The following is a 25,647-nucleotide window of genomic DNA, read 5'->3' on the forward strand; positions in this document are numbered from 1 at the left end:
ATAATATCCAGATTAGCCCACCGGATATACCATTATTATACCAAAATAATTTATACTTTCAATTCAGCTATATAAGTGATCACAACAGATATCATGCACTATTCTCAGAATATAGAGAGTCTCATCTTCACACTTCTCACTTAAAATAACAAACGAAAGCATTTTTTTTCTGGAAAAAATATCCCTTACCTTTTCAGCTCCGGTAAGTGATGATACAAGGAGAAGGCATCTGCCGTTTTTATCCATAATTCCCGGCAGCGCCTCTGCAAACTTTTCTATAGTTTCCCTGCCGGAAATTCCACCGTCAAGTGCATACTCAAGCCAGTCATCAATTTTCTCCTCTTCTCCGGTTGGCAGATAAGGAGGGTTAAAAATGACAAGATCAAATCCGGAGCATATCCCGGCTGCGATATCAGTCCTGATAACCTCCGGACCTAATGCTGCTGCTGATCTGCATGCATGCGGATTTATATCAGTAGCTGTCACATTTTTAGAGATTTTATATACCTCCCCTGCGATCTTTCCGCTCCCGGTTCCGATTTCGATAACCCTGTCGTCACATCTAATCTCTGCCATTACTGCCTTTAACAGCAGATAAGTATCAGCTTCCGGCTGGTAAACCTGTTCATGATATTCCGGTATAATTTCCTTATCATTCATAAAATCACAATTTTTCAGATTATAGTATGGCGTTCCAATACGGAATTAATATATGCTGAATTTAACATTGTTAAAGTTAATAGTTATTAAGTCTTAAATATCGATAAGGATTTCATATGCAGCTTAAAATTGGCAAAGCCCAGGGACGTGATTTTTCAATTGATGCACAGGAACTGGTTACCGGAAGAACCTGTATTATTGCACAGTCTGGAGCCGGAAAAAGCTGGAGCATTGCGGTTTTATGTGAAACAATGTGCAGGGCAAAGATCGGATTCTGCCTTATTGACACAGAGGGCGAATATTACTCTTTAAAAGAAAAATTTCCGGATATACTGTGGATTGGCGCAGAAGGCGCTGATGCTGATGTTGATGACATCAGTCTGGATTATGATATCGAGAAGATAAATATCAAACAACTGGTCTCTAAGGCCGTTTCCGAGAGCAGACCGATAATATTTGATGTTTCAGAAGTTGATATGGTTCCAAGGGTAACAAGGCTTGCGCATGTTTTGTATGATGTGGCATCAGAACAGAAGAAACCATATCTTCTCATAGTTGAAGAGGCAGACAAATTCATTCCCCAGTCCCGTGATTCAATTAAAAAAATTGAGGAGATCTCACGCAGGGGCAGAAAACGTGGACTTGGTCTTCTTGTTGCTACACAGAGACCGGCTATAGTCACAAAAAATGTGCTATCTCAGTGCAACAATCAGATCATAGGAAAACTCTCAATAGATAATGATCTAAAGGCAGTAGGGATATTCTTCAGTTCTAAACAGGAGGTTGAGGAGCTTACAACTTTAAACCCCGGAGATTTCTTTGTAATGGGTTCCCTTGCCCATGAAAAGACAAAAATTCAGTTTGGGAAACGCCAGACAAAACACAGAGGAGTAACTCCCCTCCTTGAAGAGAGGGAAATTGTCGAGTACTTTGAAGAAGAGGAGGAAGAGGAAGAAGAAGATATGTCAATTTATGAAGACGCCGGAAGAATAACCAGGCCTGATAAACCTGAAGATGATGAAGAAGATGAAAACATATCTAAACTGCCCGAAATTTTACTGACAGACCATCCGGAAGAAGAACAGGAAAAAAATGATTTTCAGACAGAAGAGGAAAATCCTAAAACTCCCGGGATAAAAGAAGAAGATAAACCCAAACCAAAACCTGCACAAAAAAAAGCTGCAAGAAAGAAGATCACCAGATCAACTACAAAAAGCCCTGAAGAGGCAGTCATAAACCTGATTGAAAGGGATGAAGCCTTTGAGATTGCCGGAACAAAACTCCGCAGGAAAAGATTTGGTTTTGGATCGGGTGAAAGGCTCATATCCGGAAATATGATCTATATACCACTATTTCATGTATCTGTAAAATACATACGCGGCAGGTTCAGAAAGACTACACAGCATACATCATTTGTCATTGACGGCGTTAAGGGGCGATGTGTCGATACTGCCGGAGGGCTTAAATTCAGGCCATGCTTTTCCGATTACATCGGACTTGATGAAAACTCCATAAAGGTTCTTAACGTCATGTCATTTTCCGGAGAGACAGTTGCAGATCTCGAAGGTATGACCCGGCTTAAGCAGTCTCCGGTTAAGTCTGCATTATCCAGACTTGAAGAGAGAAAGATGGTTACAATATCAGATACAGTTGGAGAGTCCGATGAACCTGTATATGTTCCGCTTATAACAAGCACTCTTCCCAAACTTGGCACCCGGCAAAGGAATTTTGATTTCAGAACCGGAACTTTAAACGGTGAAAAATGGGATATTAACATCAAAGAGGGAGATATCAGAACTATATTAAAAGCCCTCGAACCGACCTCGGAGATAATAGAGTTCAGGCTTTATTATTATCCACTTTTTGAGATAAAAGCAGGTTCGGATCTTGAGGAAAGAACATTATATATAGATGCATTGTCCGGAAGAGAAGTAATAATTAATATATAAATCCGGAAAAAGACTTAATTTTTCTTTTAATCTGATGAATATCAGAAATTAACCTGAAGCAGTATTTGATAATTCTGCAAACTCTTTGAGGGTCAGTTCCTGAGGCCTTTTTTTAAGTATATCTTCAGAAACACAGGACAATATTCTCTCTGATTCATCTATTCCGATATTATTCTTTGAGATATTAACAGCCTTTCTGATAGTTTTTCTCCTATGTGAGAAAAGTTCCCTGACTATAATGGCATATAGTTCTCTGTTATTTATCGGATATGTAAGTTCATCTTTTAATGTAAGTCTTACAACATATGATTTTACCTTTGGCTTTGGGGAGAAGGACGAAGGCAACAGTTCAAGCAGGGGCATGACCTTTGCATAAGTCTGAACCATGACAGATAATCTCCCACATTCAGAAGTGCCAGGAAGAGCCATCATTTTCATTGCAAATTCTTTCTGGTACATCAGTACGGCCTCTTCAAAGCCCATACCTATCAGTCTGAAAGTTATCTTTGATGAAGCTGAATACGGAAGGTTTGCAACGACAAGATCAAAATCCGGAATTTCGCACCTTATTGCATCGCCATGAACAATGGTCAGATTTCCGGATTTAACTTCCCCTGAAAAACGCTTCTCCAGATAGGGTACCAATTTACCGTCAAGTTCGACAGCAATTACCCTGGCGCCTTTTCTGAGTAGAGATTCTGTCAGTATTCCTTTACCAGGACCTATCTCAAGAACATTTCTTCCGGATACATCTGCATATCCGGATATCCTCTCCACAGCCTCTGTATCAACAAGGAAATGCTGATCATGCGGCGCTCTCATTTTGATGTAAAGAGATGATATTTAATATTCGGATCCTGCATCTCTTCAATGATTCTCTTAATAATCATCTGTTCGGGATGAGGAATTGATTTGATTCTTTCACTTATATCAGCGAAACTTGCAAAGGGTTTTTTCTCTCTCTCGTCAAGAATTTCCCACAGAAGTTTTTTACCGATTCCGGGAAGCAGATGAAGCATATGCTGTTTAGATGTAATCGGAACCGCTTTGTTGAAGAAATCAACATAACTCGATTCTTTCTTCATGACAATACTTTTAATTGCATAAGGAACTTCAAGTTTTGCAGTCTGGGTAAGATCGTCATAACTGATTCTCTTTTTTACCCTTTCAATTTTATCTCTCTGCTTCTCACCAATATATACAATATCTCCCGTTGTGATATCAGCGTCTTTTGGCACAAGCTCAAGCAGTTTGAACTGTTCAGTACCCATAGCCTGAACAAGAGGCTCCTTTTTGTACTGTGGCCGTCTTACATCACCATGTCCCATCGGGAGGACGTCAATTACTACAGCATAAAGTTCTTTTTTATCAGATCTCATAGAAGAATTCCTTCCGAAAAAAATCAGAGGTGGGCCTTAACAAGGTCCAGGATTTCATCAAGCTCTTCACCTGTGAGGTTGAAGCGCTCCTTAGCATAGATTGCCCTTAATTCATCCCTTGACTGTGGCATAACACCGACAATTCTGAATGCAATCTCCGGCTTCATCTTTTCAAATTCAAGAAGTTTCTCAACAAGTTCTCTTGAACTTTCTGCGCTTGTTTTTGAGAGATGATTGGCATGCTCAATGCTTCTCCGAAGCTCATATGACATCTCTTTTCCAGCCTCAAGGCGCACTGCCTCAACCTTCAGTAATTCCTCACGTAATTCCTGAAGAGTAATTTTCTCCTCATTGATAATGCCTTTTACTTTCATGCCAATCCCTGTTATAAAAAAAGATTATTGTTTCTGTGGTCTTAGGTGTTGTGGTCTTGAAATCACTGTCTTGAGTGAATTTCCATCCTTAACTTCCAGAACCCATGCGCGTCCCTGTCTGCCAGTTACTGTTCCGGTTCTTCCATGGAATCTCCTGTGGGGCATTCCGGTCTGTACACTTGGATCAATTACAATGTGTACCTTCTGTCCGTTCTCAAATTCCTGAATAAGTCTTGTTACAGGACCTAATCCACGCTGTCTTAGATCTTTTTTGAACTTATAGCGTGTCTTTTTTCTCTGACCATTATGATGTGCCATTTTAATACTCCTAAATTTTAATTGTATAAGGTTTAGTCGAACTTCCTTGATTCAGGTACTACGCCTTCGACCATAATTACATCAAGGGCGGTAACTTTGGCATCAGCACCGAGATTTAATGATAAATTCGGCTCTGTTCTGCCTTCATCACCTGATATAAGTTCTTTGATGTAAAGTCCGGCATCTCCGAGAACCTCAATTCTGAATTTACCGTCCTCTACACCAAGGCACTCTATATCTATGACCTTGCGTTTTCTCACTAAATCAGCCCTGCGGTGTGAAACCCTGTCCGGGGTGCGCTGGTCTATAGTCGCACCTTTTAGACAATTCAGAGCAGATTTAACATCTTCCGATGAGAAATCGCCGTCTACTTCAACCAGAATACTGTATTTTTTATGAGCTTTTCCGGATTTAAGGGTTTCTACCTCATGCCGGTCGCTCACGTGATCAAACACAGCTTCCACACTTCCTTTGGCATAATCGCCTATGGCAGACTCCATATCTTCAAAAGAGATATCTCTGAGACGGGGTTTTACAATTTCAATTACAAAAGGCCTTCCGGTTCCAATCATAAGGGCATCAATATCTTCCCTGCCGGAACCGTGTAATATTGCATCCTCTGCTTCAAAAAGTTCAATAAGGGGTCTTCCGATCAGTTCTTCAACAGAATCCTGATACATCTTTCCTGTGAAACCACATCTCTCACAGCCACTGCCTCTGCATTCGCGGCAGTGCCATCTTGTCTGTGGTATGCCCCTTATATTTTTACGATATCTACCATAGATATAAACCGGATTTACTTCCACTTCTACAGAATCTCCGGCAATATTACAGACTGCAACAACATCAGGTCTTTTGAAATTGACCTCACAGCCAAGCTGTGAAATAATTCTCTTGCCCGTTTCACGGTTGAATTCTGCCTTTACAGGTTCTGGTGATTTTAAAGATAAATCGCTCCAGACCATCTCCTCGCTCTCAGAGATCATAGGAGGGATCTTACAACCCAAAAGAAGGGTTTTAAATTCCAGGCCCTCCAGAGATTCTTTTACTTTCTCTGCCCAGGAATCAACGGTATCAAAGAGATTTCCGCATATCCAGCAGGTTTCCTCTTCGGGGCGAAAGGGTATGTCCTCTTCAATACAGGAATATATCCTTAATGCCCTTCCTCTTTCATCATTACCAAGCCCGTGTGTTCTCTTCCCGAAAAATCTTCCGAGGCAGTGATCACATATAGGCCCGTAATTAAGAATTTCCTTAATCTGCTCTGATAATTCCGACATTACTCTCTCCTGTCTGATTCGTTGAGAATCGTTATTATTGTGTGATCTGCATGGAGAACTTTTGGTCCGGCTGAGATTTTGGGCAGATCTTTTATGAGTGACTCTTCATCCTCTGTAAAGTTCATGTGATCTGATAATATGTAATTATCAGGCATATCAGTAATATCTCTGATATCAGTCCCGTTTTCATCAAGAACCACAAACTCATATTCATCAAGAAGCTCTTTTAATCCGCCTTTCCTGACATATATTCCCTTTGTGGATTCGGTAAATTTATCTCCGCAGGGGATACTTAGTGCCTTTTTTATCAGCGAACCTGCGCTTCTCTCATCCGGATTTAAATATCTGACTTCTTCTCCGCTGATCATTATCGTCTTTGGGGGGTTTGGCTCTCCAAGAAGGAGAAGAAAACACTCAACATCTCTTCTAAACTCATGTGAGAGGAAAAAACATGAATTAACAGATCTGCAAAGCACATCAAGCCTTCCGGCACTGCCGGGTAGATCATTTAAAGAGAATTCTCCGGCAGTAGGAGCTTTATGCCCGATTATAAGAAATCTTCTCATAATATTACATTCCGCCAAATTTCTTCATCATGCGCTGCATGTTAAATTTTCCGCCGGCACCGCGAAATCCTTTGATCGCGCGCTGCATGGTTTTGTAGTATTTCAATAATTCCCGGACTTCTTCAGGGGTTGCACCGGCACCGAGAGATATTCTATGAACTCTTGAACCGCTTATGACAGAAGGATTTTCAAGTTCATCATTAGTCATAGAGTCCATAATTATCTTATAGCGCTCCATTTTGACACTGGTGGTATCAAAGACATCTTCAGGAATTTTTGCCCCTCCCATTGGGAGCATTGACATCACCTGTTTTAAAGGACCCATCTTCTTAAGGGATTCAAGTTGTTTGTACATGTCCCTCAGAGTGAATTTGCCCTTCATCATGGCATTGACATCAAATTCCTCATCTGCCATGACCTCTTCTGCCTTTTCAATGAGTGATTTTAAGTCACCCATACCAAGAAGCCTTGAAATAAAGCTGTCAGGATCAAAGCGTTCAAGATCTTCAATAGTCTCTCCACTTCCGGTAAAGACAATTCCTGAGCCGGTCTCTGCAACGGCAGAAAGGGCACCACCTCCCTTTGCTGTTCCGTCCATCTTTGTGATGATAACGCCGTCTATGCTTATGGCTTCATGAAATCTTGCAGCCTGCTCTTTTGCCTGCTGTCCAAGCGCAGCATCTATTACAAGCCATCTGTGCGTGGCTTTTGTAAGATTATTGAGATCGATTATCTCACTGATGAGATCATCCTCGAGCGCGTGACGTCCCTGAGTATCAATAATCAGAACTTCTGTATTTTTTAATTCACGAATACCATTTTCAACAATTTTAACTGCGTCAGTAACACCCGGTTCACCATAGCAGGGGACATTAACTTTATTACAAAGATTTTTCAGCTGATCGTAAGCTCCGGGCCTGAAGACATCAGCACAGATAACTCCAACCCTCAGACCTTTTCTCTGGAAATATCTTGCAAGTTTTCCGGTTGTGGTTGTCTTACCGCTTCCCTGAAGACCCGCCATCAGAATTATCTGCGGACCAAGAGTCACTGTAACTTCATCGCCCATAAGGTTCACGAGTTCCTGATATACAATTCTCAGGACGTGCTCACGTACACTCATTCCCTTAGGTGGTTCTTCCTCAAGTGAACGCTTCTTTATGGCCTTTGAAAGATTCATTACAAGTTTGACGTTTACATCCGCCTGCAACAGCACTCTCTGGAGATCTTTTACAAGTTCTTCCACTGCGGCCCTGTCAATAACTGTCTTTCCGGCAAGCTTCTTTACTGCATCTTTCAGACCTGTACCCAGACGATCAAGCATTGTTATTTATTCCCCTAAAAGATCATTTACTACTTTTTCCGGCTCAAAAGGAGTTATATCACTATAAGACTGCCCGGTTCCAAGAAACATTACAGGCTTTCCTATAGTGTGCGCAATTGAGATTGCAGCGCCCCCTTTTACATCCATATCGGCTTTTGTCAAAACTACAACATCTGTGCCTACGGAATTATTGAATTCCTCTGCTCTGATAACAGCATCATTCCCGGCTACTGCTTCATCTACATATGAAATGATATCCGGAGATATAACTCTTTTAATCTTATCGAGCTGCTTCATCAGATTTGTTTTGTTGTGAAATCGTCCTGCCGTATCGCCAAGTACAACATCAATGTCATGTGCCTTTGCATATGACACTGCATCAAAGAGGACAGCAGAAGGATCTGCACCTTCCTGGTGGTTAATTACCTTAACACCGACTCTCTCAGCATGAGTCTTCATCTGCTCATTGGCACCTGCCCTGAATGTATCCCCTGAGCCGATTACAACCGAATATCCGTTATTTTTCAGGTAATAGGCAACCTTCGCAATAGAAGTTGTTTTTCCTGCTCCGTTAACTCCTGTAAAAAGAATTTTTACCGGTTTTTCATGCGAATCAATATAATCCTTCAGTGAAAATCCTTCACCAAGAACATCCAGAAGAGCATTTTTCAGGGCTTCAAGAACAAAATCCTCTGCAGAGGTTTTTATCTTTCTCTTCTGGCCGACAAGATTCCTGCGCATACTTTCGATAATTGCCTCTGTTGCATCATATGCAACATCGTTTTCCAGAAGAATAAGTTCAAGTTCTTCCAGAGGTTCCTGTATATCCTTTTCGGACAGAAGAATTTCTCTTTCAGTGATTAAAACCTTAAACTTCTGGGCAAAACCGGTTTTTACAGGACGCTGCTTTTCAGCAGAGATATTCTTTGGTTCAGATACCGGCGAGGGCGAACGATCATTATCTAAAACCGTAATATTCTGAGAATCTGGCTTAAATTCATTTTTATCGCCAGAAGTAGGAGTTGTTTTTTCCGGCTGAGAAACAGATTTCTCTTCATCTGCCGGTTTATTTACATCCTCTCTCTCAATTACCTCATCTATATTTGAACCAAACTTTCTGGTAACGCCTTTGAGCTTTTCCTTAAGCGATTTAAACATGGATGATCAGGATTCTGCGTTTTCAGACTGAAGCTGTTTATATGATGCTTCTATCTTTTTGGCAATATCGCCGGCCTGCTTGTTGAGCTGCCCGATTGTTGCAGAGATCTTCTGTTCCAGAACTTCAAGTTCCTTAACACGATCTTTGAGATATGCGCCGGAGTCCTGACAATTTTTCTCTACAAAAACATCCGATCCAATGTTTAAGAGTACCTTTTCGGGTTCTTCAATTTTCACTCTGACTGAAGCCCCTCCACCAATCTGGAGAAGAATTGTATTGTCAGGAGACTCTGAAAATGAATTCAGGGTCTCAATTGCGGAAATTGATTCAAGCCTGCGTGATTCAAGAATCTGTAGCTGTGAAGAATATGCTTCAGCCTCTTTGCTGATTTCATTCAGGTACTGCTGCAGCATCTGTACTTCACGAGGGTCAACATCTCCCAATTTACTCACCGTTAATCAGTCTGATGCCATTAATTTTAATATAACTTCTCTTTAAGCGGTGTTTGCTGCCGATAATCGTGTAAATCTTTTCTGTAGCCAGGGACTCATTATAAGCTGAGATCTCCTTTGTAAAAGGCTGCCAGTCGTTACCGTTTTTATAGGTGCCATTTACCTCAAAGTTCTGTATTTCCATTTGTTTTCAACTCCTTTTAATAACCGAAAACTTCATCAATTCTGCTAAGCTCAAATCCACTTGTAGATGATCCAACAAGAAAACCTGTAGTGTTGGCAATAAGGCCTGTGCCTATGAGCCCATTACCCATATTTACAGTTCCTGTTCCAACAGGAAGATCCGTTATCTCTTCAATATCCCGGATTTCATGTTTTGTGAGACCTGGATTTAATAGCAGACCCTTATTGGTTGCAACCCCGGCCATTCCAACAGTAGGAATGTTTCCTATTGTTGACATTAATACGGGCACGTCAAGAAAGGCTGAAATCTTCTCTGCCACTCTGTCAGTAATTCCCGGATGCACAATGGCCAGTTCATCATTTGCAAGTATTACATTCCCCGCAGCATTCATAGAAGCACCAAGGAACATGACATCTCCATGCCCCTTAAGAACTGCTACTTCACTGGAAGTTGCAAGGCTGCTTACGATGAATCCATTGCTGTTTCCTGCAAGTAGTGAGCCTATGATCGAACTTCCCTGAATTGTGGTGTTTATAACTTCAACACCAAGTCTTTTTTCTACTACACTAATATACTCTTCCGGGGCATCCAGCGGAACAACTGCCAGATCCTCAAATACACGAGTATATACTCCGATATTTTCATCGCCTGCGAAGTCGATCGTCTCAATCATATTCACTCTTCGGCAAGTTCAGCCTGAACCTGACCGTCCTCAAATTTCATTGCACGAACACGAATTTTCCTTGGAGGTTTTTCGCATCCGCGTTCCCAGATTTTTTCATTAATGCTGGAATCGATTTTAATGTCTTCACTTTTCATGTGCTTTGTAAGGTATGCGCGTATTACCTTCATTGCTCTTGGACTGCGCTTCCAGCGTGGTGCCCTTTTCACCTCACGAAGAGGTATGATATAAATCTGTTCTTTAAGAATATCTGCCATATTATTCACACCCTAAGTGTGCTGCGTCTCCAGCTGCGCCTTTTTGGGTGTGTAGCCACATTGCGCTTTGTTTTAATCATAACCCATGCAGGCACACGGCGATTCTGTTCGCATGCTTTTGCCAATCTTATTTTTCTGGCCTTTGTAACTTTACTCATTTATCTTTCACCACTTTTTTTCTGATTTCATTCCGGTGACAAGGGACTGCTCGTGGTGGTCTGGAAATATTTTGTCTGGATTATGACCTTTTGCAGTGAATGCTGACCTGATTTCATTTTCATAGTCTCCATTCATAATCTGACCTGTTTCACCATATGCTACGGTGAAATAACGTTCTGTCAGATAATTGACTTCACGTCTTGTAAAACCAAGCAGAGGTCGCACGAGGGCGCTTTTGTACTTAGATTCAATCCTCTGGATTTCTGAGTATTTAAGCATAGGTACACGATCATTCAGGCGTGTACCATCCCCTATAACATCATATTCATCTGTAAGTGAATAGACGGCTTTCCTGTGCACAAGGTTGATGGCATCATTCGGATATCCATCCTTTACCATCATCTCCACGACAATATCGAGCAATCCTTCTTCAAATACTCTCTTTCTGAGTGGCAGGCCAAGAACATTTGCCGCTGCTTTCACACCGGATATGTCATAATTTTCATCAAAGACAAAAGTGTTTAGCTCGGCTTCATAATCTCTTGACAGCATTAATGCCGCAAGTGAACTGTCCTTGCCCCCACTAAAGAGTATTCCGGCTTTCATTATCTTCTTGTGATGTTGAAATCTTTTTTCTGTGGAACAAGCTGACTTAAGAGCTGTTTTAACTGTGCATCAGAAATTCTTGACTGAATTCTTCCACTTTGAGCAAGCATTACCAGCTGCTGCTCAACAGCTCTTGCAAATTCCGGTTTTGTCATTTTGATGGTATTTAAACGTTCACGAGCTTCAGGCTCGAGGATCTGTGTCAGAATGGTCCGGATTTGAGCTTCAGCTTCTTTTCTCCTTTCCATCTCAGCTTCAGCAGCGCCTGGTTCCATCTGCTGACGCCTCATCTCTTCCATTCTTCTCCTTCTAAGTTCTGCAAGTTCGTCGTCACCCATCTTCTACTCCTCCTTAGTACTTTGCCATTGCCGGTACTGATTCAGTTACTGACGCCATTGCATCATTTGCAACTTTGTCCATAAATGATCTCCCGGCAGGGGATACTTTTCTTCCTTCCGGAGTGTTTATGATAAATCCTGCTGCTTCAAGCTGCTGGAGTATCTTTCTGATAACAGAGCCTGAGCCCTTCCTGAAACTGGAAGGTTTTGATCCACGGTTCTGTTTACCTCCGTAAACTGACCTGAGTCTCTGTACTCCTACAGGCCCGTCCATATAAATGCGGCGCATAACTGATGCTGCACGAATATACCACCAATCTGAATCTTTTGGAGGCATTTCCTTGTGTACTCCTGTCTTCGCAAATTTTGCCCATTCCGGAGCCTCAATCGAATCGAGCGCTTTAAGCTCGCCAGCCACCTTTTCGATTAAGACATCCGGTGGAATATCATATACTGTTGTCATTTTCTAACCACTCTTGAATGCTAAAATTAGCAGTCTCTATATATTGGTCAGATATGTTATTATATATTTCTGGATCACTGCGCTGCAATGAACAGAAAAATACACATATCCTTAAAAAAAGCTATCTGTAATTATCAAAAAAATAATTTACGGAATTATTTTTTCCTTTTCTGAAGAACCATAGTTCTACCTCTTGTCTGAACAAGTGTAGATCCTGTTTTGTCAGCAATATCTTCAGGGTTTACATCCGTGCTTCTCAGCCATTTGATCTTTATCGTTCCGGAATCCTTGATCTGTCTTTTTATTTCCTCTACTGTACTTTCACCAATTCCGTTTTTTCCAATCCAGACTGTTGCTTTTAGTTCATTTAACTCTTTGTTCAGTTCTCTTCTGCTCATTTCCGATCTCCATTATTTATAGGTATTCTCCGGATGTATCCACACTGACTGCATCTGTATATCACTTTTCCCCTGTGAATTCTGACTGACATATTTTCACCCGGAACTGCATAGGAGTGGCAGTTCCTGCAGAACTTTCGCTTATATTCTGTAGGTATCCTGACCCTCTGACGCATTGCAATTCTTCTGGCAATATCTACATACCTGTTGCTCAGTTCAGGATTGTTGCTAAATTCTCTTCCGGCATTTTTGAATAGAATATCAATTCTTTCCATTGCAATTTTTTTAAATGCCGTTTTACTGGATTTTTTTGCAGCCATATTTTACAATTAAGAACAATATATTTATTTTTAAAAGGAATTTAACCCTGTTTATCCAATAATTATTCCTTTATTATTACTCTTCTCTTACTTATTGAAATTTTGTCTTCACAGAAGAGTTTCACTGCTTCAGGAAGTGCCTCATGTTCTTCTTTCAATATTCTCTCTGCAAGTAAGTTCTCGTCATCATCATCAAAAACAGGAACGGAGTGCTGAAGTATAATTGCTCCGGAATCCATCCCCTCATCAACAAAATGGACAGTACATCCGGAAATTCTGACTCCATATTCAATTGCCTGTTTCTGCGCGTTAAGCCCTTTGAAGGAAGGTAAAAGGGCCGGGTGGATATTTATCATTCTGCCGGGAAAACATCCCGCAGTCCTTTGGTCCAATAAGCGCATATAACCAGCAAGTACATAGAGATCAGCATTGACCTCCTCCATTACCCTAAGAAGTTCCGCATCGTAATCGGCCCTTGAATCAAAAGATTTGAAATCAATGGCAAAAACAGGTACATTGTTTTTACATGCCCTTTCAACTGCATATGCATCCGGTCTGTCTGTAATCAGTGCAATAATTTCTGCGTCTATTGTGCCATCGTTTACCTTATCAATGACAGCCTGGAAATTAGAACCTCTTCCGGAAGCGAGAAAGGCTATCTTTTTCATCATAATATATTGGCTTTTAAAATGATATTTTTATTCTTATTTTATGCTGTTTTTGCTGTTCTGCATCGTCAGCCTGATATCAACAATTCTTCTTCCTCTCATTTTCATAACCTTAAGTTTTATTCCGGTATCATCTATTTCCATTAACTCTCCTTTTTTAGGAATGTAACCAAGCCTGTCAATCAGCAGACCGCCCATTGTTTCATAGGATTCATCCATCGGGAGATTTATATTCAGTTTTTCATTAACACGATCAACCCAGGCTCCGGCATCCACAATAAAAACATTTTCATCTATCTTTTTTATATCAGGTTCTTCAACATCAAATTCATCAAGAATTTCACCCACAAGTTCTTCAAGAATATCTTCAATAGTTATAATTCCTGCATATGTGCCATATTCATCAACAACAATTGCAAGATGGGTCTTTTGTTTTTGAATTTCATTTAGCAGTTCATCGATCTTTTTACTCTCAGGAACAAAAATTGGGTCATAGATAAGCCTGGTTATTCCACCTTCTGTATTTTTATTATATACTGCCGCAAATACATCTTTTACATTCAGTGTTCCTGTTATGTTGTCCATTTGATCATGATATACAGGAATTCTGGAAAAACCCGTTTTATTGAAGAGTTCCATTGCTTCCTCAAGGGAATTTTCATCACTGATCATCACAACATCCCCTCTGGAAGTCATTATTTCCCTCGCAATGGTGTCTGTGAACCTGAACACTCTGTAAAGCATTTCATGTTCATCCTCTTCAATGGTTCCGCTCTCTTCACCCACATCAATCCACTGCTTAATCTCCTCTTCGGTTACCACCGGACTTCCAAGTTCTCCTTTTATTCTGAATACTTTCTTAAATCCATCGTAAAACCATAGTACAGGCGTGAGTATATAAGAGAGAAAAAGAATTCCTTTGGCTGAGAACAGGGCAAATTTTTCTGCTTCCCTTGCAGCATATGTCTTAGGCCCGATTTCACCAAATATAAGCATGAGTACTGTTACAATACCTGTGGCTATTCCGACTCCAACACTCCCAAACTGTTCTATTGCAATAGCAGTTGCTATTGATGCAGCGCCGATATTGACCAGATTATTACCTATCAGAATTGTTATAAGGAGATGATCTGTATTCTTTTTTAATTTTTCAAGTGCTTTTGCTCCGTTTTTGTTTTCTTCAATCAGATGCCTTACCTTTGCATGATTCAATGATATAAGGGCAACTTCAGATCCTGAAAAAAAAGCGGATAATATTAGACATAATATGAAAAGTGCAGTTGCAACATTTACTTCGATCAATTCAACCACGCCGCATCTGCGGCAAAAATAAATTCTATATTCATATACTATTTATCCGATTCTTTTTTTGTCCTGAGATATTATATTTTTTTTGTTAACTGCTTTTTTCCTCACCGGAAAAATGATGATACATAATTAATTTCGCCACTGATAATTTCTTTTTTTTCTTCAGCAGATAATTTGTCAGGGAAATTTAAATCTTCTATTTCAAGAGTTATATGGCCATCATAGCCAAATCCAGATATTTTTTCCAGAAAATTGGATATCCTCACATCTCCGCTTACCGGAAGATGTCTTCCTGAATTATTCACTGTACTCAGATGAATATTTGCAATTCTGTCAAAATTTAGATCTATAAATTTATTCAGTCTTTCTTCTCCTGATACAAGCGCATGCGCCGTATCAAGAGTGAAGTACAGCCATTCTTCTTCATTCAGAAGTTTATGGACCATTTCAGGCTGATAGAAGAGAGAATTAACTTTCTGCTCCATATTTTCAATGCATACTTTCACTTTCAGATGTTCGCTCTCTTCTTTTATGATATTTATATAATTTTCAAACCTTTTGTAGTCCCTTTTGCCTGCCGGTCTTTTAGCGGTTCTTCTTCCCGGGTGGATGGTAATAATTTCTGCTTTACATTTTTCTGCGGTCTTTAGCGCCAGAACAGTTGATCTTACTGATGCTTCAACAACGAACGGATTAATTGAACAGGGGTTTAAGTCCAGCACAGGCGCATGCATTGTTACAGGAAGAAGACCAGGAAAATTTTCCATAATACGGAGAAGCTTATCAGTATCCATTCCATTAAGCCAGAAATCCGGTGTTTCAAGCCAGAATTCAACGGATGTGCAGCCCGCATCCCAGGCATATTTAAAAATCTCATCTACTCTGAATTCATGAAAAAACATACTGGACACAGAATATTTTGGCATTATTATAGATGATCCGTAATTATATATGATAATTTTGTCTGTAGGTCCGAAATATAAACCGGTATTCCAATCCTGAGGCTCTGAAAAACGGCATAATTTCCTTTTAGATTAAATATTGATTAATTCATACGACATCTCTGTAAAATGCATCATTGCATATATGCTCAGAAACATGAGAACTACCATCACAATCAGGGGGATCATGACCATAAGAATGAGATCTGCTGTTTTTACAGGTTTATATTCATAAAGTCCCGAATTAACTCCGGCGGCTTTCTTCCATCCGTCATACAGACCATAAATCCATACAATTAACCCTGGAATCAGGAATATAAAGAAGCCAAATGTCGTTCCAAAAAATATCAGAAGTCCTTTTAGGAGAGAATCGCCATTATAAACCTGCCCAAGTCCCGGAAAAAGTCCTGAAAGGATAACTGATATTGCCGGAACTTTAAGCTGAACTCCGTATTTATCTGAGAATGACAGGATTTCACTATTCTGCTGAATATAATTATTCTGACTGAAACCCGGATTATCAATATTATTCCGGTTAGATTTCTCTTTGGAAAATATCTCTTCATTACCGCTGGATTTTTTGCCGGACATATAACCAAATCAGATTTTTGCTGCCGGACCAATATAAATTGCGGTGAAACACTTTTGTCGGATATTTCAGCTGTATGACAGCAGAGGGAATAATACCATTATGGCCGAAATAATTCCGCTGATTCAGAGATTATATCTGTCACTCCGGGTAAATCTTAACTGATGACTAACCAAAACCGAAACAGACAGATTTCGGATTATTGGCAGGATGATGATCATAAGATAAGGGTTGGCAGTTACTCAGAAAATAATCTCAGTACAAAGGAGAATAACGGCGAAACAGAGAAGGTAAAAAAGGTCTCGGAGATATCAGCTATTATAAAAAAACTGCTTGACAATGAGCAGTTATGCAGCGTCTGGATGGAAGGTGAAATTACAAACTTAAGGGCGCATGCATCAGGTCATCTCTATTATTCCCTCATTGAAATCAGGAATAACAGGACATATACAATAAACTGTGTGATGTGGAGAACAGCTGCTTCGGAGTTGCCTTTTAAACCTGTTAACGGTGATCTTGTCCGTGTTTTTGGTTCTGTTGATGTATATGAACCACATGGCAAGTACCAGTTTGTATCCAGATTAATGCAGACCTCCGGAACAGGAGATAAATATCTGCTTATCCTGAAATGGAAGGAAGAGTTGTCAAAGGAAGGCCTTTTTTCAGAAATAAGAAAAAAACCTCTGCCGCGCTTTCCAGCAAAAATCGGTCTTGTAACATCAGCCGGAGGTGCTGCACGGCGCGATATTGAAAATGTAATCAGCAGAAGATTTCCGGTAGAAATTATCCTCAGCCACGCATCAGTCCAGGGAGATAAGGCACACCTTGAAATAGCCAGCGCATTACACGCCATAGACGGGATGACAGATGTAATTATTATAGGAAGAGGCGGAGGCAGCTTCGAGGACCTCTTTGCTTTTAATCATCCCGATGTTGTACGCGCCATAACCAGATGCAAAACTCCGGTTGTGAGTGCAGTCGGGCATGAGATTGATTATACTCTCTCAGACTTTGCTGCTGACGTACGTGCACCAACGCCGTCAGCTGCAGCTGAACTGGTTGTGCCGGATATGGAAGAACTCAGAAAAGAGCTTGGGTATTTCAGAAATCTGATAGAAAAAAGCCTTCTTTCAGGACTTGAAAATGAGAGAGAAAGACTGGAGAGCATTAAGCTTGGATTTCATCCCGGAAGACTTGAGAGACGTCTGAATTTTGAGAATGAAAAGACAGATGAGATGACAACACGCCTGAAACGCGGGATCGAATCATCACTCAGAAACCGGAGAATTTTCCTGGAGGCACTGAATTCCAGACTATCATCATCAAATCCAAAAAATCCAATGAAAAACGGTTTTTGTTTAATTGAATCCGGAGGAAAAATATACTCGTCTGTAAATGATCTCTCCCTGGGAGAATCAGTAATTATTAATTTTAATGATGGTTATGCAGACGCAAAAATTGAGGCGGTTTACAATGAAAAAAAGTTATGAAGAATTACTGGCTGAACTGAAAGATATTATTGAGAAAATTGAATCCGGAGAAGCGTCCCTTGAAGAGAGTATTACTCTTTATGAGAAGGGCACCGGCATCCTTCGACAGTGTGAAAAAATCCTTCTGGAAGCAGAACTGAAGGTGACTGAACTTCAGGGTTAAATGACACCTCGAGATCAACAATCATCTCGGCCCCATCTTTTAAGAGTGAGATAATCCCGTCCGGAATTTTATTCGCAACGGTATCTGAATAAATACCAATTGTTCTGGGGCAGACAAATGTACTTCTCCTCCATACAAGATCAGTCGGATGGCTGAGAGTAAATGCGCCCGATCCATCTGACAAAATAGTATGTGTCATATTTCCGACAGATAATCTTGTTTTTAAAACTGCCCCGTCATTGCATAATGTTTTTCTGAAAATATCCGATAGACCTGCCGCCCCCTTGTCAGCTGAAACCCCGATAATACAGGTTCCTTTTACTGACAGGTTTTCTTCGCATGTAATTTCAAATGTGGATTTATGCTCTGCCCTGACATTTGGATGCCCATAGCATATGACCCTCTCTTCTGCCCTGATTATTCCCATTTATCCAATATTTATTAGATTTATTTAGATGAAACCCTTTCTGATGCTGCAAATGCCATGTAACCGGATCAGAAAATTATTGTTATCTCCTGAAAGGATATATCTGCTGTCCGGTTTACTAATATTGCAATGAATGAAGAATTTTTTTGTCCTGCCTGTAACTGTGAATGTGAACATGAGATCCTGAAAGAGTCGGGAGACCTCCTTGTAAAGTGCAGTACATGTGGAAATATTCACCATGTTAAAAGACCCGCAGAGCCGGAACTGCTGAAAGTAAAGGCAATAGTCAGTTCAGAAGGAATTTCCGAAAAAGGAATTATTGAACTTTTTGAAGATGAGATTATTCAGAAAGGGGACCTCCTGGTTGCAGAGATCGGCGACGACGCGGCGGGAGTAGAGGTCACAGATATAGAGATGGGAGAAAAAAGGCGGCACAAAGCAAAAGCTTCTGATATTTCAGCACTGTGGACAAGAAAGATCGACAGGGTTGTAGTAAAGGTTTCATTTCATGATGACAGAAAAACAATCCCTCTTTATGCCGAAGTTGAGGGCGAAGATGATTTTGTCATAGGTGACATCTACAGTACTGACGGGCACCGCTACAAAGTTACACACATAAAACTGAGAAACGGTTCTATGATGAGAAAAGAGGGATGGAAAGCATATGCACGTAAAATAAAGAGAGTTTATGGAGTTAAACCCTGAAACTATCTTATTTCCTGAACAGTCAAATCAATAACTGAATAACCATACTGAAGAACTATTCCGTCATCTGTTTTTTCGATAATTACTGAAGGCCTTTCAAGAGTCATTGTTGAATTTTCTGCATCCTCATCCGGAGTGTAACCAAATGCAAGCGGCACAACCATACCTGCCTGTGCAGATGAGAAATTGCCCCCTATCATATTGTATTCCTCAGCAGTCATATTCCTGGTTAATGTGGAGGCAAAGTCAAGATTAACCTTTTTAACGTCACCTGAACCCATTCCTTCCACCCCGCTGCTGACGGCATCCATTTCAAGATCAAAGATTGCATACTGTGCAATGCCCTCAGGATAGACATAGGCATCCACCGGAAACAGTTTCTGATCTGCCAGTGCTCCGGCCTGTATAATCAGAGACTCTGATAAGGCTACAGGAAATCCTTTTTCATAATAACTCTGAACAAGGTTTCTGTCTGAAGAGATAATTGGTATTCCATCCTGATAACTGAGCGTATAATCTACTGCTACATAATCTCCCTTTTCAACTTTCTTAAATACCGAAAAGAAAGAAAAAGTGAGTGAAAAACCTACAACACATGAAATAAGAATGAATACTATAAAAGCTCTTGACAGGGTCTTCTGCCAGTCCGTATCATTCTTCTTCCCTTTTTTTTGAGACATCTTAAAATATATTTGAATTTAAAGGATAAAAAGTTGTATAATAACACCCCGCCTTTAAGCATCAGATAATATTAATAATGCCAATGTGCTAAATGAGATTTAATTTCAGAAGATTTTCTGAAAGAAAAAAATGTTTGGAGATATAAAAAATGATCAGAAGAAGACTCTATCCATTTCACTCCCTTTGGAATGAAATTGATTCAATGATGGCAGAGATGGAAACAAGGCTTGGAGAATCCATTGTACCTGCAAATCTATTCAGCAACCAGATAATGCCGGCAATAAAGGGTGAGTGCCGCGTTGATGTGATGGATCATCAGGACGAGGCTGTTGTAGTTGCAGATCTTCCGGGTGTGGAGAAAGAGGACGTAAAAATACGCCTGATTAACCCCTCTACACTTGAGATCGCATGTAACCGCGAGAAATCAGTTGAAGAAGGAGACAAGGACTCTGATTATTATATGCGTGAGCGTATCTATGGCAGTATGAAGAGGATCGTCTCCCTTCCTTATGATGTTGAGGAAAAGGATACCAGTGCAACATTTAAGAATGGTGTACTGGAAATTCATTTTAAAAAATCAGAACATGAAACAGGGGGAATTATCCCCATTGAATAATTCAATATCAATTAATACCGAATAATAACAGTTAATCTTTAGTTATTTCCCTGAATTAACTGCTTTTCTTTTTTTTATTCATAGATTTTTAAGCATATTTTATGTCTGAACTCCGGAGAAATGATCCATACTACCGAATCCTTCAAGTCTTTCTATAACTACTTAATCTGGTAATGGAAAGAAAAAAAGTCCACGACTATATGACATACGATGTTGTAACAATTACCGGAGACGGTACAGTTAAGGACGTTATTGAAGCTATAAAAGAGACAGGACACGATGGTTTTCCGGTCACAAAAGAGAGAAAAGTAGTAGGATATATTTCTGCAAGGGATCTGCTTTTCGCCCATCCTTCAACTCCTGTTGAGAGAATTATGTCAAAACATCTCATTGTAGCAGATCCGGACATGGGTATAAATGATGCCGCAAGAGTAATTTTCAGATCAGGAATTCAAAAACTCCCAGTTGTGGATGAAAACGGGGATCTCCTTGGAATTATTTCAAATACAGATGTTATAAGATCACAGATCGAGCATGTTTCTCCCGAAAAAGTATATAAATTCATTGAAACATTAAAAATGCTTCATGATATTAAACCAGGACTTGAAAGAGAAGTAGTTCCGGTTAAAAACCTCTTACCAACCCAGTCAAAAATATATCAGGATGAACTTGAAGGTAGAATCTATGAAATAAAAAAAGGTCTTGCAGAACCAATAATTGTGGTCCGAAGACCTGGTAAACTGATTCTTGTTGACGGCCACCACCGTGCGGTTGCAGCAAACAGACTTGGAATTATAAATCTCGATGCCTACGTAATCGACATTCAGGAGGATGTGGAACTGGGTCTTGAGAAAACGGCGAGAGAGATGAATCTTGAGACACTTGACGATGTCAAGGTTCTGGATTACGCAAGGCACCCCCTTGTTGCAATAACCCACAGACTTGTCCGGCATGGCTGATTATCCAGGAATATAATAAATATAAAATATATTATAATAACACACCTAAGACAATACGCCGGCATACCGGGAAAATAAGAAAAATTTAAGAGCCTGTATGAGATGTTTCAAACTCTTCATTCAGGAGATATTCTTTTACTGTTTCATCCTCCTCGGTTGTAACCTCTGGCCAGATTCTTGTTCCGGAATGGACAACTGTCCTGTTTTTAAGAACTGTTCTCGGACCGATAACAGTATTATTTTCAATATTTACTGACACTCCAATTTTGGCATCATTGTCAATTATACTGCCGCTTATTGTTGAATTATTACCGATGTCCACATGATTATAAACTGAAGATGAAAATATTTTTGAGTCATGCCCTATCATACAGTGCTCACCTATGCTGGTATAAGGACCTATAATTACATTTTCCTCAATTTCAGTACCGGAACCGATTGAAACCGGACCGATTATCCTTGAATTTTCACCAATTGTTACTGCATCACCCAAGAGAACCGGACCAAGGACTTTAGCACCTTTGACTGTGACATTTCCGTTAATATTTGTATAATTCATCTCCTGAAGTTTCCATCTTTCTGCCTCCCGGAGTGAACTGGGACTGCCGACATCTGTCCAGTTTCCACGCGCAAGACTTCCTTTTATCACAATTCCCTTACCCATTAAAAGCGGGAAGAGATCTTTTGCAAAATCAAATTTTGTGTCTTCCGGAATAAAATCAAATATTGACGGGTTGCAGACATATATTCCCGTACTTGCAAGGTTTGAAAAAATTTCACCAGGTGACGGTTTTTCATGAAAACGTTTGATGTGATAATTTACATCAATTTCAGCAATTCCATAATCACATGGGTTGTCAATGCTGACAAGAGCAATTGAAACGGCGCTTTCGCCTTTTATATGATCCCTGTAAAATGAGAGAAGGTCAATATCGGTAATATGGTCCCCGCCCACAATCAGAAAAGGAGAATCACTCAGATATCTCTCAGCATTTTTTACACTTCCGGCGGTACCGAGTTTTACATCTTCCCTGACATATGTTATATTTACCCCAAATAGAGACCCGTCTCCAAGTGCATTCTGAATGTCATCCCCTTTATACCCGATTGTGATAATAATATCATTGAATCCGAGATTTGAGAGATGAGCAACAAGATGCTGTATGGATGGTTTATTCACTATCGGAATGCAGGGTTTTGGTCTTTCAAAGGTAAGGGGGCGTAATCTTGTCCCTTCACCCCCGCACATTATACAGACTTTCATTTTATCACTCTCCGGTTTAATTTTATATGATATAATTGATGAAGATTAGTATTTTTAAAAATATGCCGCATGTGGAATTTCCGCCAATGAGCTTTAAGAAAATGTTTCGGAATTTATTTCATAGAATCTTTTTAAATCAAAGCCTGACATAATCAGTAATTATGACTGATTTTTACTGTGATCTCTGTGGCAGATGCTGCATGGGTATGGGTAAATATGTGAAAATTACCGGCATGATGGGGCCGGGAAATTATGCTGTAGTGCATAAAATCTCAGGAGAAAATCTTTTTGCAAGAATTGAAAAGGATTTCAGGGACGATTATGATCCATTTACTGACAGCCATGAGGACTGGTGCCCTTTTTTAAGTGAACCTGATGAAAAAGGGCAGCACCACTGTGTGATATATTCTACAAGACCTTCCTTCTGTAAAGATTTTATCTGCTGTCAGGGCAGAATTTATGACAGTTACGGGCAGAATTCCGGCAGAATCCGTGATGAGAAGACACTCCTCTCCGAGGATGCAGAGCTGAAGGAAATCTGGAAATGTATCGAAAGTTCAGATCATTCCGGAGATTTACTTAAAGCGAAGATAACTGAAATTATGACAAAAGCAGGTTACAGGGCAGATTTTTATGAGTGATGGAAATTACCGCAGAATTAAGGTTATTTCAGGTTTTGTTGAATGCCTTCCGGATAAAAAAGAAAATACTGAAAGATGCCGCTTCTGTGTTCATTCAAGAAAGTTTATGGTTAATGGTATATGGTATGATTCACCTGCAAGGACATACTGTATGTCGTGCAGAACAACGGAGATGCCGGATTACAAAAATGCAGATGCTGTAATGTGTGATGACCTTAAAAAAGAAGGTTTCAGAAGTTTTCTGAATATCATAAGCTGAGGATTTATCTGCCGGAATTTTTGTTATTGCATGCGATCTTTCTTATGAATTCAAAATCAGCATTTTTCTCAAAGTGACTGGCAAGATCGTTGAAGCTTTTATCAAGGGAAAAATGTGACTCATCAATACCTGAAAACAAAACGCCCCTCTTTGAATGCAGATATTTAAGAAGTGATTCTGTAAACTTAACATTTGAAAAAAGCCCGTGCATATATGTACCAATAACAAGACCGTCATCAGTTACGGCACCTTCACCCTCGAAGGCATTTTGGATGCCCTCTGATGATGTCACACCCATATGAATTTCATACCCTATGACCTCTCCGGCAGAGGTGAGAATAGGGCCAACAGGATTTGATCTTCTTGACACCTGAACCGTAGTCTTTTTGTAGCCCTCAAATCTTGTGCTGATGTTAAGAAGACCTATACCCTCATAAATTTCATCAGAATCTGATTCTACCGACATATCTGTTATTGTATTTCCAAGCATCTGATATCCGCCGCAGATCCCGATAATAGGTATTTTCTTATCTCTTGCCTCCTTTAATCTCTCATAAAAACCGTTTTCCCTTAAATATTTTAGATCTTCGATTGTGTTTTTTGTGCCCGGAATAATGATCAGATCGTAATCTCCGGGTATCCTGTCAGGATGAACATATTCAACCCCTGTATAATTCTCAAGTATCTCAAAATCACTGAAATTGGAAATTCTCGGAAGTCTTATAATAGCAATTTTTACAGGCCTCTTCTCCGAAGTTTTATCCTGAATAGAGAGAGAATCCTCACTAGGAATATTTATATCTATATATGGTATAACCCCGATAACCGGTTTTCCGGTGCGTTTCTCAATCTCACGAACACCTTCCCGGAACAGTTCCGGATCCCCCCTGAACTTGTTTATTATAAATCCCGCAACATTGGGCGCGACATCAGCCGGGAGAAGATTGTATGTTCCGATTAGCTGTGCAAAAATCCCCCCCCTTTCAATATCGCCTACGATAATTATTGGAATCTGTAGCTTTTTTGCAAGCTGAATATTTGCTATATCACGCTTATAGAGATTAATTTCGGCTGCTCCACCGGCCCCTTCAACAATAACAGTGCCGTATTTTTCTTCAAGTGAATAAAATGAATCCAGGGATATTTTCAGCAGTTCTTCAAACTCCATGTAATAATCGCCGATATATACATCTCTGAACGGTTTTCCCAGAAGAACAATCTGAGATGTCTTATCACCTTTTGGCTTCAGTAAAACCGGATTCATCTCTTTTTGTGGATTTACTCCTGCGGCAAATGCCTGCATGGCCTGTGCTATTCCAATTTCATCGCCTTCAGATGTTATATATGAATTGAGGCTCATATTCTGCGATTTAAAAGGGGAATTTACAATACCGCTGTTTTTAAGGGATCTGCATATTGCAGCAACGACTGTACTTTTTCCCGCATGAGAAGAAGTTCCAAGGATCATGAGAGACATATTCAGTAATTTATATGTTCTGCTCTTAATTTGAGTATTTGCCTTTTGTTTTCCGGAAAAATCCTGAGCAACTAAACTGGAAAATTCAGGTTACAGCCCCATCTTAAATAGTAACCGGGAGGGTTTGAGACGGTTTGATTTTGCGCGGATGCTAATTAAAAGAGAATTGAAGGATATTTTATATGATTATTTTATTGTATTACCTTTCTGTACAGGAAATGCTGTGATTTGCATGCCAACAAATATATAACCCGAATATTAACGTATCAGGTAATGACTGGTGGTATTTGTCCGAAATGCGGACTGCCAAAAGAACTGTGTATCTGTGAAGAAGTTGCCAAGGAGCAGCAGCAGATCAGTGTAAAGATCAATAAAAGACGTTATGGTAAAGAAGTTACCGTTATAGACGGACTGGACCCTTACGACATAGATCTTGAAGAGCTTCAGAAATTCCTGAAGGGAAAACTTGCCTGCGGTGGCACAATTAAAGGCAATTCTATAGAACTTCAGGGTAACCACCGTGAAAGGGTCAAGAATCTGCTTCTTGATAAGGGATATAAACTTGACAATATAAATTGATCTTTTTTTGAA

At 40.0% G+C, this 25,647-nt stretch carries 36 protein-coding genes; 9 read left to right on the top strand and 27 right to left on the bottom strand.

What is annotated here, in order from left to right; genetic code table 11:
- Positions 1-63: 63 nt before the first annotated feature.
- Positions 64-660, bottom strand: coding sequence for a HemK2/MTQ2 family protein methyltransferase (locus METLIM_RS08320; protein ID WP_004077595.1), 597 nt, complete (start codon positions 658-660; stop codon positions 64-66).
- 116 nt (positions 661-776) lie between these two features.
- Here METLIM_RS08320 and METLIM_RS08325 point away from each other — a divergent pair, with 116 nt between their 5' ends.
- A complete protein-coding gene (locus tag METLIM_RS08325) occupies positions 777-2,609 on the top strand; it encodes an ATP-binding protein (RefSeq protein WP_004077596.1) in 1,833 nt (610 codons plus the stop codon).
- A gap of 48 nt (positions 2,610-2,657) precedes the next feature.
- On the opposite strand, the gene rsmA is transcribed toward METLIM_RS08325, so the two are convergent.
- The 22 genes from rsmA to METLIM_RS08430 all read right to left on the bottom strand — a co-directional run bounded on the left by rsmA (position 2,658) and on the right by METLIM_RS08430 (position 16,376).
- Positions 2,658-3,431, bottom strand: coding sequence for a 16S rRNA (adenine(1518)-N(6)/adenine(1519)-N(6))-dimethyltransferase RsmA (gene rsmA / locus METLIM_RS08330; protein ID WP_004077599.1), 774 nt, complete (start codon positions 3,429-3,431; stop codon positions 2,658-2,660).
- Positions 3,428-3,988 carry a DUF655 domain-containing protein gene (locus tag METLIM_RS08335; protein WP_004077600.1) on the bottom strand — a complete coding sequence of 187 codons (561 nt, stop codon included), beginning with the start codon at positions 3,986-3,988 and terminating at the stop codon, positions 3,428-3,430. Before METLIM_RS08335 ends, rsmA begins: the two co-directional genes overlap by 4 nt.
- 23 nt (positions 3,989-4,011) lie before the next feature.
- On the bottom strand, positions 4,012-4,362 hold the full coding sequence (locus METLIM_RS08340; RefSeq protein WP_004077602.1) for an RNA polymerase Rpb4 family protein: 351 nt from the start codon (positions 4,360-4,362) through the stop codon (positions 4,012-4,014).
- A gap of 24 nt (positions 4,363-4,386) precedes the next feature.
- Complete coding sequence (locus METLIM_RS08345) at positions 4,387-4,680, bottom strand: 50S ribosomal protein L21e (protein ID WP_004077604.1); 294 nt, start codon at positions 4,678-4,680, stop codon at positions 4,387-4,389.
- A gap of 32 nt (positions 4,681-4,712) precedes the next feature.
- Positions 4,713-5,960 carry a tRNA pseudouridine(54/55) synthase Pus10 gene (locus METLIM_RS08350; RefSeq protein ID WP_004077606.1) on the bottom strand — a complete coding sequence of 416 codons (1,248 nt, stop codon included), beginning with the start codon at positions 5,958-5,960 and terminating at the stop codon, positions 4,713-4,715.
- Positions 5,960-6,526 carry a tRNA (pseudouridine(54)-N(1))-methyltransferase TrmY gene (gene trmY / locus METLIM_RS08355; protein WP_004077608.1) on the bottom strand — a complete coding sequence of 189 codons (567 nt, stop codon included), beginning with the start codon at positions 6,524-6,526 and terminating at the stop codon, positions 5,960-5,962. Before trmY ends, METLIM_RS08350 begins: the two co-directional genes overlap by 1 nt.
- 4 nt (positions 6,527-6,530) lie before the next feature.
- Entirely contained in the window at positions 6,531-7,850 is a 1,320-nt protein-coding gene (locus METLIM_RS08360; protein WP_004077610.1) for a signal recognition particle protein Srp54, read from the bottom strand.
- Between the two features lie 6 nt (positions 7,851-7,856).
- Entirely contained in the window at positions 7,857-9,008 is a 1,152-nt protein-coding gene (ftsY, locus tag METLIM_RS08365) for a signal recognition particle-docking protein FtsY (RefSeq protein WP_004077612.1), read from the bottom strand.
- A 6-nt stretch (positions 9,009-9,014) separates the two neighbouring features.
- Entirely contained in the window at positions 9,015-9,461 is a 447-nt protein-coding gene (pfdA, locus tag METLIM_RS08370) for a prefoldin subunit alpha (protein WP_004077614.1), read from the bottom strand.
- The gene (gene rpl18a / locus METLIM_RS08375; protein WP_004077617.1) at positions 9,454-9,645 is read right to left on the bottom strand and encodes a 50S ribosomal protein L18Ae; all 192 of its coding nucleotides are present in this window, start codon (positions 9,643-9,645) and stop codon (positions 9,454-9,456) included. The genes pfdA and rpl18a overlap by 8 nt, the downstream gene beginning before the upstream one ends.
- A 16-nt stretch (positions 9,646-9,661) precedes the next feature.
- Positions 9,662-10,318, bottom strand: a complete 657-nt coding sequence (locus METLIM_RS08380) for a translation initiation factor IF-6 (protein ID WP_004077619.1) — start codon at positions 10,316-10,318, stop codon at positions 9,662-9,664.
- Between the two features lie 2 nt (positions 10,319-10,320).
- Positions 10,321-10,584, bottom strand: a complete 264-nt coding sequence (locus METLIM_RS08385; RefSeq protein WP_004077621.1) for a 50S ribosomal protein L31e — start codon at positions 10,582-10,584, stop codon at positions 10,321-10,323.
- Between the two features lie 5 nt (positions 10,585-10,589).
- Entirely contained in the window at positions 10,590-10,742 is a 153-nt protein-coding gene (locus tag METLIM_RS16095; protein ID WP_004077623.1) for a 50S ribosomal protein L39e, read from the bottom strand.
- A gap of 7 nt (positions 10,743-10,749) precedes the next feature.
- Entirely contained in the window at positions 10,750-11,349 is a 600-nt protein-coding gene (locus METLIM_RS08390; protein ID WP_004077625.1) for an alpha hydrolase, read from the bottom strand.
- On the bottom strand, positions 11,349-11,687 hold the full coding sequence (locus METLIM_RS08395; RefSeq protein WP_004077626.1) for a DNA-binding protein: 339 nt from the start codon (positions 11,685-11,687) through the stop codon (positions 11,349-11,351). The genes METLIM_RS08390 and METLIM_RS08395 overlap by 1 nt, the downstream gene beginning before the upstream one ends.
- A 13-nt stretch (positions 11,688-11,700) precedes the next feature.
- Complete coding sequence (locus METLIM_RS08400; RefSeq protein ID WP_004077627.1) at positions 11,701-12,150, bottom strand: 30S ribosomal protein S19e; 450 nt, start codon at positions 12,148-12,150, stop codon at positions 11,701-11,703.
- Between the two features lie 155 nt (positions 12,151-12,305).
- Positions 12,306-12,548 (bottom strand): YhbY family RNA-binding protein, encoded by a 243-nt coding sequence (locus METLIM_RS08405; protein ID WP_004077628.1) that lies wholly within the window; start codon positions 12,546-12,548, stop codon positions 12,306-12,308.
- Positions 12,545-12,868: a ribonuclease P protein component 4 gene (locus tag METLIM_RS08410; protein ID WP_004077629.1), complete on the bottom strand. Its 324-nt coding sequence runs from the start codon at positions 12,866-12,868 to the stop codon at positions 12,545-12,547. Before METLIM_RS08410 ends, METLIM_RS08405 begins: the two co-directional genes overlap by 4 nt.
- A 62-nt stretch (positions 12,869-12,930) precedes the next feature.
- On the bottom strand, positions 12,931-13,539 hold the full coding sequence (purN, locus tag METLIM_RS08415) for a phosphoribosylglycinamide formyltransferase (protein ID WP_004077630.1): 609 nt from the start codon (positions 13,537-13,539) through the stop codon (positions 12,931-12,933).
- A gap of 33 nt (positions 13,540-13,572) precedes the next feature.
- Entirely contained in the window at positions 13,573-14,847 is a 1,275-nt protein-coding gene (locus tag METLIM_RS08420) for a hemolysin family protein (protein ID WP_004077631.1), read from the bottom strand.
- A 101-nt stretch (positions 14,848-14,948) separates the two neighbouring features.
- Entirely contained in the window at positions 14,949-15,746 is a 798-nt protein-coding gene (locus METLIM_RS08425; RefSeq protein WP_169312375.1) for a sugar phosphate isomerase/epimerase family protein, read from the bottom strand.
- Positions 15,747-15,878: 132 nt separating this feature from the next.
- Positions 15,879-16,376, bottom strand: a complete 498-nt coding sequence (locus tag METLIM_RS08430) for a hypothetical protein (protein ID WP_004077633.1) — start codon at positions 16,374-16,376, stop codon at positions 15,879-15,881.
- A 162-nt stretch (positions 16,377-16,538) separates the two neighbouring features.
- Between METLIM_RS08430 and xseA the strand changes: the two genes are divergently transcribed.
- Positions 16,539-17,864, top strand: a complete 1,326-nt coding sequence (xseA, locus tag METLIM_RS08435) for an exodeoxyribonuclease VII large subunit (protein ID WP_004077635.1) — start codon at positions 16,539-16,541, stop codon at positions 17,862-17,864.
- Positions 17,818-18,027, top strand: a complete 210-nt coding sequence (gene xseB / locus METLIM_RS17380; RefSeq protein ID WP_342632999.1) for an exodeoxyribonuclease VII small subunit — start codon at positions 17,818-17,820, stop codon at positions 18,025-18,027. Before xseA ends, xseB begins: the two co-directional genes overlap by 47 nt.
- Here xseB and METLIM_RS08440 read toward each other — a convergent pair.
- Positions 17,936-18,454: a DUF371 domain-containing protein gene (locus METLIM_RS08440; RefSeq protein ID WP_004077638.1), complete on the bottom strand. Its 519-nt coding sequence runs from the start codon at positions 18,452-18,454 to the stop codon at positions 17,936-17,938. The genes xseB and METLIM_RS08440 overlap by 92 nt on opposite strands.
- Positions 18,455-18,583: 129 nt before the next feature.
- On the opposite strand from METLIM_RS08440, the gene METLIM_RS08445 reads away from it, so the two are divergent.
- The gene (locus METLIM_RS08445; RefSeq protein ID WP_004077640.1) at positions 18,584-19,159 is read left to right on the top strand and encodes an HVO_0476 family zinc finger protein; all 576 of its coding nucleotides are present in this window, start codon (positions 18,584-18,586) and stop codon (positions 19,157-19,159) included.
- 2 nt (positions 19,160-19,161) lie between these two features.
- Here METLIM_RS08445 and METLIM_RS08450 read toward each other — a convergent pair whose 3' ends face one another.
- Positions 19,162-19,839 (bottom strand): hypothetical protein, encoded by a 678-nt coding sequence (locus tag METLIM_RS08450; protein ID WP_004077642.1) that lies wholly within the window; start codon positions 19,837-19,839, stop codon positions 19,162-19,164.
- A 149-nt stretch (positions 19,840-19,988) separates the two neighbouring features.
- On the opposite strand from METLIM_RS08450, the gene METLIM_RS08455 reads away from it, so the two are divergent.
- Positions 19,989-20,456: an Hsp20/alpha crystallin family protein gene (locus METLIM_RS08455; RefSeq protein WP_004077644.1), complete on the top strand. Its 468-nt coding sequence runs from the start codon at positions 19,989-19,991 to the stop codon at positions 20,454-20,456.
- Positions 20,457-20,629: 173 nt separating this feature from the next.
- Entirely contained in the window at positions 20,630-21,415 is a 786-nt protein-coding gene (locus METLIM_RS08460) for a CBS domain-containing ParB/RepB/Spo0J family partition protein (RefSeq protein ID WP_004077646.1), read from the top strand.
- Positions 21,416-21,500: 85 nt separating this feature from the next.
- Here the strand turns inward: METLIM_RS08460 and METLIM_RS08465 are convergent, their stop codons facing one another.
- Positions 21,501-22,679 carry a nucleotidyltransferase family protein gene (locus METLIM_RS08465; RefSeq protein WP_004077648.1) on the bottom strand — a complete coding sequence of 393 codons (1,179 nt, stop codon included), beginning with the start codon at positions 22,677-22,679 and terminating at the stop codon, positions 21,501-21,503.
- Between the two features lie 161 nt (positions 22,680-22,840).
- On the opposite strand from METLIM_RS08465, the gene METLIM_RS08470 reads away from it, so the two are divergent.
- Together METLIM_RS08470 and METLIM_RS08475 are read left to right on the top strand one after the other, a co-directional pair.
- Positions 22,841-23,320 (top strand): YkgJ family cysteine cluster protein, encoded by a 480-nt coding sequence (locus METLIM_RS08470; RefSeq protein WP_004077650.1) that lies wholly within the window; start codon positions 22,841-22,843, stop codon positions 23,318-23,320.
- Positions 23,313-23,579, top strand: coding sequence for a hypothetical protein (locus METLIM_RS08475; protein WP_004077653.1), 267 nt, complete (start codon positions 23,313-23,315; stop codon positions 23,577-23,579). The genes METLIM_RS08470 and METLIM_RS08475 overlap by 8 nt, the downstream gene beginning before the upstream one ends.
- Before the next feature lie 4 nt (positions 23,580-23,583).
- Here the strand turns inward: METLIM_RS08475 and METLIM_RS08480 are convergent, their stop codons facing one another.
- The gene (locus METLIM_RS08480) at positions 23,584-25,056 is read right to left on the bottom strand and encodes a cobyric acid synthase (protein WP_004077654.1); all 1,473 of its coding nucleotides are present in this window, start codon (positions 25,054-25,056) and stop codon (positions 23,584-23,586) included.
- 273 nt (positions 25,057-25,329) lie between these two features.
- On the opposite strand from METLIM_RS08480, the gene yciH reads away from it, so the two are divergent.
- Positions 25,330-25,635: a stress response translation initiation inhibitor YciH gene (yciH, locus tag METLIM_RS08485; protein WP_004077655.1), complete on the top strand. Its 306-nt coding sequence runs from the start codon at positions 25,330-25,332 to the stop codon at positions 25,633-25,635.
- The last annotated feature ends 12 nt before the right edge of the window (positions 25,636-25,647 follow it).

Source organism: Methanoplanus limicola DSM 2279 (genome assembly GCF_000243255.1).
GTDB classification, from domain to species: Archaea; Halobacteriota; Methanomicrobia; order Methanomicrobiales; family Methanomicrobiaceae; genus Methanoplanus; species Methanoplanus limicola.